The sequence below is a fragment of the Shinella sp. JR1-6 genome (assembly GCF_004284735.1).
GTDB lineage: Bacteria > Pseudomonadota > Alphaproteobacteria > Rhizobiales > Rhizobiaceae > Shinella.
This window is the reverse complement of the sequence record NZ_SHMI01000015.1, coordinates 144,517-151,096: the sequence shown is the minus strand read 5'-3', so window position 1 is coordinate 151,096 and position 6,580 is coordinate 144,517. Positions and strand designations below refer to the sequence as shown.

Here is a 6,580-nt window from a genome sequence, read left to right as displayed (position 1 = left end):
ACTATTGTCATGACAATTCCTCCTGTTTCTATCGCACATATTATCCGCCGGGGGGTGGGAGGCCGTCCATCTCATTACGTTCGCGATGATCGTCCCTTCGCGGGCGGCGCGCCTCCTGCGGCACTCTTCCACTTCTCTCCGGATCGGGAGAAGACCCATCCCAACACGCATCTTGCCGGATGGCACGGCATACTGCAGGCGGATGCCTATGGCGGCTACAACGATCTCTATCGTGCGGATCGCCGCCCCGAACCGGTCAAGAGCGCGCTCTGCTGGAGTCATGCGCGCCGCAAGTTCTTCGAACTGGCCGATATCGCCGGCAACGTGCGTAAGGGCAAACCTGCCCACGAGATATCGCCTGTCGCGCTTGAGGCTGTAGCCCGCATCGGCGCGCTCTTCGATATCGAGCGGGGCATAAACGGGAAGCCCGCCGAGGATCGGCTCGCAGCACGGCAACAACATACTCGTCCGCTCGTCGAGGAACTGCACGGCTGGCTGATGGCGCAACGCACCCAGATGTCCAGGCACAATCCCGTAGCCAAGGCGATCAACTACATGTTCGAGAAGGACGGACGCTGGGAAGCTTTCACGCGGTTCCTCGATGATGGCAGGCTTTGCATCACGAACAATGCGGCCGAACGCGCCCTGCGCGGGATAGCAAGACGTGTTTCATTATGCGCCCCTTCGTTAAGTGTATGTAAACATTGGAAGCGTGTCCGCGTCCACATTGCGCAATGGGCGACCTTTCCGGGCAATCGCCGCTTTGACCGGCTCGGACGTCAAATCGGCTGCCCGGATTTGATAGGGCGCTCGCGGAACAACCTGGACCGCAGGAAGAACGCCTGTGGAAACAAGGCGTCGTACCAGATAGCTTGAGACGCCCAACGCTTTGGCGACCTCTGCTTGCGTGAGCCATTCGCCATTTTTGTCGGCTGAACGGTAGGCATCGATGCCACGCACGTACCGAACAGAACGGACCCGATGGGCTGTCCATGTCTTTCCCTGGCCGGTGGGAAAGCCCATTCGGTTGAGTGTGGCGGCGATATGCTCGTCTGACCAGCGGCCAGCCATGCCGCGAATGACTTCCAGTGCATCTTCGGCTGTCGCGCTGCCATGTTCGCCAGACTGTGGCTTACGAACACGCAACTCCGAATGCTGACCACCTTTCCAATGAATGGTGAGGACAACGTCACGGACAGCATCGTCAACATCGACGATAATGTCCGCGATCAACGTTCGGAGAAGCTGCTGGCGTGCGCGCATGGTTACATCGGGAGCATTCCAGGCTGCCGACAGGTTCTCTGCGAGGTTGGAAAAGGCATTGGGATCAACGACGATCGTCGTTGGGTCGTGCGCGGGTTTGCGCATCTCCAGATCGCGTACGCGGCGCAATGCCGCCTCCCAGTTCTTCTCCAACTGAGCGGCAATCAGGCGGTTGTCGGGATCACATGCAGCATAGCGCCGTTCGGCAAGGCCAGCCTCGTAGTGGGCCTGCTGAAGTTCCAGGTCGAGGATCTGGCGCCGATCTTCCTGTCGTTCCTGATGCATTCGCTCCGCCTCGATCGCAGCTTCGATCGCCAAGGGTTCTACCGCTCGCAACAGCTCCCGTGCCACCGCCGTGTCGATCTTCGGAGCACCGAAGGTCATACAACGAGGCTGCCCAGCCAGGTTACCTCTATCACAGCGGTAGACCGGCTGGCTGATCGGACCGCCCCTATAGCAAACACTGAGACGTTGGCCGCAACGGGCGCACGTCAGAAGGCTTGATAAGAGCGCCTTGCCCCCGCGGCCTGATTTTGCGCCATCCTGGCGACCATAGGCGTTGAGCGCCAACTGCTTCTGATTGCGCTCAAACTCATCCCAGCCGATGTAACCCTCGTGATGATCCTTGATCATCACCTCCCAAGTGCCCGCCGGCTTGTAATGTCCGTAGGTCCGCCGCGCCCGCCCCTCAACAATCGAGGTGCGCTTCTCACTTTTGCCATATACATAAACGCCTGCATAGAATGGATTTTTGAGAACGCTGATCACATTGCGGTAGCGGATCGGCTGCCAGATGCAGTTCGTCATGCGGCCTTCGTCGGCAGGCCGCGGGAAGTGGATCTGCTCGGCCTGCATCGACAACAACACCTGACGGGCGCTGCCGAGCTCGCGAAAGCGGGCGTAGATAAGCCGGATCACTTCTTGCAGACGAATATCGGGATCAAGCCCCAGGCCTGCCTCGCGATGCCATACATAGCCGAATGGAACCGACAAGCGCAGTTCGCCGCGGTGCGCCTTCGACCTTGCGGCATCGAGCATCCTTGCCCGCAGCACACCCAACTCGAACTCGCTGATACTGCCTTTCATGCCAAGGAGTAGGCGATCGTTGGGGTGGCAAGCGTTGTACACCCCGTCGTGATCGATAACACGGGCTTCGACAAGTCCGCACAGTTCGAGCAAATGATGCCAGTCGCGCCCGTTGCGCGCGAGCCGCGACGCATCGAAGCACAGGACAGCCCCGACCTTGCCAGCGCAGAGCCAGGCGACCAGACGGTCGAAGCCGGGCCGCGCTACCGTTCCACTCGCCGATCGCCCGAGATCGTCATCGATAACCTCGATGTCGACAAAGCCGTAGCTACGTGCGATGTCGACCAGATCATATTGGCGCCGCTGGCTTTCCAGATTGGTCATGACCTGGGATTGCGAGGACTGGCGTACATACACGACCGCCTTGCGCTGAAGCACGGTCGCCGGGAGATCAGCGCTTGTCATCGGCAAGCTCCTCTATGCTGATGCCGGCGGCCTGCATCAGAATCCGGGCAAGCGTCAGAACGACTTTCATCCGTTCCGTTTCGTTCATCCCGTCTATCCGGCTGGGTTCGAATATCAGGTTCATCTGTCTGCCCGAGTTCAACGCGGGCGCGGCGTGCTGCTTCATCGACTTTCTCCCGTGCGAATCCATCATCGCGTCTGGAGTGTGGCGGAGCAGCGACGACCGTGACCAGCCTCTTCAATTCGGACAATGCCGGCAGATCGACCTGTGGCGCACCCGATGTCATGCCGGCGCAAACGACCGGATCAAGCATCCAGGCAGCCATCGAAACGACGGCACCTGACGGACCTAACACCTTGAGAAATTGGCCCGTTGCTCGATGCTCTACCCGCCGAACGTTGACCTTGCGGCCAAAATACGGATGCCAACGATAATAAACTTCCAATTCCTGTCCGACATGGGCAGAATGAGCGGGCAATGGCTCTCGGAAGAAAGGCGTGGCTATTCGCCGGCTCCCACCGCGGCGGCGAGCGTGCTGCCTTCATGTATTCCCTGATCGTCACGGCTAAGATGAACGATATCGATCCGCAGGCCTGGCTGGCCGACGTGCTCGCCCGCATGCCCAACCTTCCCGTGTCACGGCTGCCGGAACTGCTGCCGTGGAACTGGTCTGCCGCCGACAACGCCCTGCGGAGTGCAGCCTGATGGCGCGCCCGACGCATGTCTACACGATCGACTACGTCGCCACGCTGATCGGCGAGAACCTGGAGCTCATCCAGGAAATCGCCAGCAACTCCGACAACATCGACTATGGCGAGATGATCCATGCCCATGACGGCAGCGAAGAGGGCATCACGACGTTCACCGACCGGGGGATCGAAAGCCTGAAGGAGTTCCTCGCCGATATCCGCACCTGGGAAGGCGGTGTTCGACAGTTCCTTGTCGACGAGCAATGCGATCCCGAAAAGATCGAACGCATCATGACAGACGAGCCGAAATCATAAGTGCCGCGGCCCTCGCCGGATGGGTACCCTGGAACGGCTATGCGGGAGGGTTGAGATCACGGGTATCGAGACCGCCGGGTGCGCGACCCCGGATGCACGCCAAAATGCCAAGCGCTACCAGCCCCTTAGACAAAGGTCATGACAGGCGCTATGAAGAAGAGCGGGGGCCAGGATGCTTAGGTCATCCGGGCGATCGAGACGAAGCACCCTCACTGTGAACGAGCTCGTCGGCAATTTTCTCGGCCATCGCCATGATAGGGAGATTGGTGTTTCCGCTGATAAGCGTAGGCATCACGGAACCGTCGACCACGCGAAGTCCCTCGAGGCCGCGAACCCTCATGCTCGGGTCCACGACTGCCGCATCGTCGGCACCCATGCGGCAAGTACCGACCGGATGATACACTGTCTCAGAGCGAGCCCGCACGAAGCCCTCAAGCGCGGCACGGTCGCCGAAGGCGTCCATATCGATCGGGCGCTTCACGAAATTCTTGAGCGGTCCGCCCATGATCATGTCGCACATATCGCGGATGCCGTCCCTCAGGCTTTCGAAGTCCGCGTGTTCGGACGCCAAGCGCGGATCGATGGCAGGAGCGATGCCGGGATCCGCGTTCCGCAATCTCACCGTACCGCGACTTTGGGGCCGAAGTTGGCAGACACGAACGGCAAAGCCGTGGTCAATGCGTTTGCCGGGAGGCGGATTGCGCAGGACGTTCGCGAAATGCGCCTGCCACTCGGGCAGTAGCGACGATCGATCCGGCCCCCAGAATGCTCCGGCTTCGACAGCCTGGGAGGCGGCCGGTCCATCCCCCTTGAGAAGATACCGGGCGCCGGCCATGCCCCCCTTCACCAAGCCCATATAGGGGGTCAGCGTCGTTGGCTTCGACGCCTCGAAGCGAACCGCACAATCAAGATGATCCTGAAGATTCTCGCCCACGCCCGGAAGATCATGAACCGGATCAATGCCGTAAGACTTCATGTGGTCCGCAGGCCCGATGCCCGAGAGCATCAGAAGCTGCGGGGAGCAGATCGCGCCCGCCGTCAGCAGAACCTCGCGGTCACAATCGATTGTCCTCTCCCGGCCATCCTGCGACACCACCACACCGCGGGCGCGTCCCCTCTCCACTTTGATGCGGCGGACACGGCAATTCGCCAGCACGGTGAGGTTCCGCCGTCCTTCGGCGCGTTCTAGATACTTGAACGCACCGGACCGCCTACCGCTGGCAATCGTGAGTTCGTAGAAGCCGGCACCAATCTGGGAGGCGCCGTTGAACCCGTTATTCTCGGGCAAGCCGGCGGCGACAAGACTATCAACGAATGCCTGTGCGGTCGGGCGCCTCGGCCCGAAGGACAGCTTGATAGGCCCCGAGTACCCGCGCGTGCCGTCATCGGCCTCCGCCACTCGGCTCGCGTCCTCGATCCTGCGCAGATAGGGCAGCATGGCAGCAAAACTCCACTGCGGCATCCCGCCGGCGGCCCAGGAATCGTAGTCCCATGGATTGCAACGGATCGCGATCATCGTATTGATCGACGACGACCCCCCGATGACTTTCCCCCTCGGAATATATATCTGCCGATTTTCTAGATGTTTCTGCGGCTCCGTCCAGAACTTCCAGTTATATTTCTCGCTCGTGTAGAGGATTTTTATTCCCGCGGGCATGTCGACGAATAATGACTTCTCTCCTCCCGCCTCGACAAGCAAGACTTTCACGCCGGGGTCTTCACTCAGCCGTGCGGCCAGAACACAGCCGGCAGATCCTGCGCCGATAATGATATAGTCGTAACTCGACATGGACCTTCTCCCGTCGGCGACGATCTCCATCGCCGGATCTTGGCGGCAACCGCCCTGCCGCCGCCATTGCACACGCGGTCATCCCTTTAGCGCGCCTGCCGACAGCCCGGCGACGAAATATCGGTAGCAGAAGACAAAAATCACGAACAAAGGCAGCGCTATCAGCGAAGCACCGGCCAAGACTTCCCCCCACCGCAAGTCATGGGCGCCGAGCAACGAGGCGAGCGCCACCGGAAGCGTTTTATGCTGATCACCCATGATTAGTATCAGCGCGAACACATAGTCGGCCCAAGAAAGCAGGAAGGAGAAGATGCCGACAGTGATGAGCCCAGGTGCGGAAAGCGGCAGGACGACTTTCACGAACGCTTCAAATTGCGAGCAGCCATCGACCATTGCGGCTTCCTCCAGATCGAACGGCATCGCCTTGAAGAAACCCCACAGCAGCCACACAGCGAGCGGCAAGGAGATGGCGAGATGCGCGATGAGAAGCCCCCATAGGCTGTCGGTAAGACCGGCCCACCGGAAAGCCGCCGCCATCGGGATCGCTAGCATCAGCGGTGGGAACATGTAGGCAAACAGCATCGATGCGACGAGCGTAGTCTTGCCGCGGAAACGTAACCGTGTAGCGCCATAGGCGATGAACGCCGACAGGATCAGCGAGATGGCAATTGTCCCGACGGCCATCAGAACGCTGTTCATGAAATTAACGAGATAGTTCGTCTGTTGAAACAGCGACGTGTAGGAAGCAAAATCGGGGGGCCAAAACACAAGCGAGGCGTCCAGGAACAGGCGCTCCATCGGCCTGACGCTTGAGATCACCATCCAGTAGATCGGGAAGAACGAATAGACGCATATCGCGATGACGGCTGCGTACAATCCGATCTTCGCAATCGTTTTCCTGAGGGGTTTCCGGCTTCGCCCTGCCCGTGCAACCCTGTCCTGACGCTGCGGCGACGACTGATGACAAACGGGCTCCTCCCCGGGAAGCTGGACGCCGGAGCCAATTGACGATCGTTCTTCATGGCCTGTCAT

5 protein-coding genes and 2 pseudogenes are annotated in these 6,580 nt (G+C 60.1%); 3 read left to right on the top strand and 4 right to left on the bottom strand.

Annotation, left to right across the window (positions count from 1 at the left end):
* A partial coding sequence (locus tag EXZ48_RS23180; protein WP_371687675.1) for an IS66 family transposase occupies nucleotides 1–876 on the top strand: 876 nt, incomplete at its 5' end.
* A 735-nt stretch (nucleotides 877–1,611) separates the two neighbouring features.
* Here the strand turns inward: EXZ48_RS23180 and EXZ48_RS35945 are convergent.
* Nucleotides 1,612–2,754: pseudogene (locus tag EXZ48_RS35945) on the bottom strand (recombinase family protein); the annotation flags it as partial.
* Nucleotides 2,741–2,920, bottom strand: coding sequence for a hypothetical protein (locus EXZ48_RS34970; RefSeq protein WP_051679588.1), 180 nt, complete (start codon nucleotides 2,918–2,920; stop codon nucleotides 2,741–2,743). The pseudogene EXZ48_RS35945 and the gene EXZ48_RS34970, both read right to left, overlap by 14 nt.
* 306 nt (nucleotides 2,921–3,226) lie before the next feature.
* Here EXZ48_RS34970 and EXZ48_RS23165 point away from each other — a divergent pair.
* Nucleotides 3,227–3,460: pseudogene (locus EXZ48_RS23165) on the top strand (transposase domain-containing protein); the annotation flags it as partial.
* Nucleotides 3,460–3,759 (top strand): hypothetical protein, encoded by a 300-nt coding sequence (locus EXZ48_RS23160; RefSeq protein ID WP_130518625.1) that lies wholly within the window; start codon nucleotides 3,460–3,462, stop codon nucleotides 3,757–3,759. The pseudogene EXZ48_RS23165 and the gene EXZ48_RS23160, both read left to right, overlap by 1 nt.
* 181 nt (nucleotides 3,760–3,940) lie before the next feature.
* Here EXZ48_RS23160 and EXZ48_RS23155 read toward each other — a convergent pair whose 3' ends face one another.
* Complete coding sequence (locus tag EXZ48_RS23155) at nucleotides 3,941–5,548, bottom strand: GMC family oxidoreductase (RefSeq protein WP_130518623.1); 1,608 nt, start codon at nucleotides 5,546–5,548, stop codon at nucleotides 3,941–3,943.
* A gap of 78 nt (nucleotides 5,549–5,626) precedes the next feature.
* Nucleotides 5,627–6,580, bottom strand: coding sequence for a carbohydrate ABC transporter permease (locus EXZ48_RS23150; protein WP_130518622.1), 954 nt, complete (start codon nucleotides 6,578–6,580; stop codon nucleotides 5,627–5,629).

Excerpts from the sequence above, each read along its gene's own strand:
- EXZ48_RS23150 (WP_130518622.1), bottom strand. The coding sequence starts at position 6,580 with ATGACAGGCCATGAAGAACGATCGTCAATTGGCTCCGGCGTCCAGCTT.
- EXZ48_RS34970 (WP_051679588.1), bottom strand. The coding sequence starts at position 2,920 with ATGAAGCAGCACGCCGCGCCCGCGTTGAACTCGGGCAGACAGATGAAC.
- EXZ48_RS23160 (WP_130518625.1), top strand. The coding sequence starts at position 3,460 with ATGGCGCGCCCGACGCATGTCTACACGATCGACTACGTCGCCACGCTG.
- EXZ48_RS23155 (WP_130518623.1), bottom strand. The coding sequence starts at position 5,548 with ATGTCGAGTTACGACTATATCATTATCGGCGCAGGATCTGCCGGCTGT.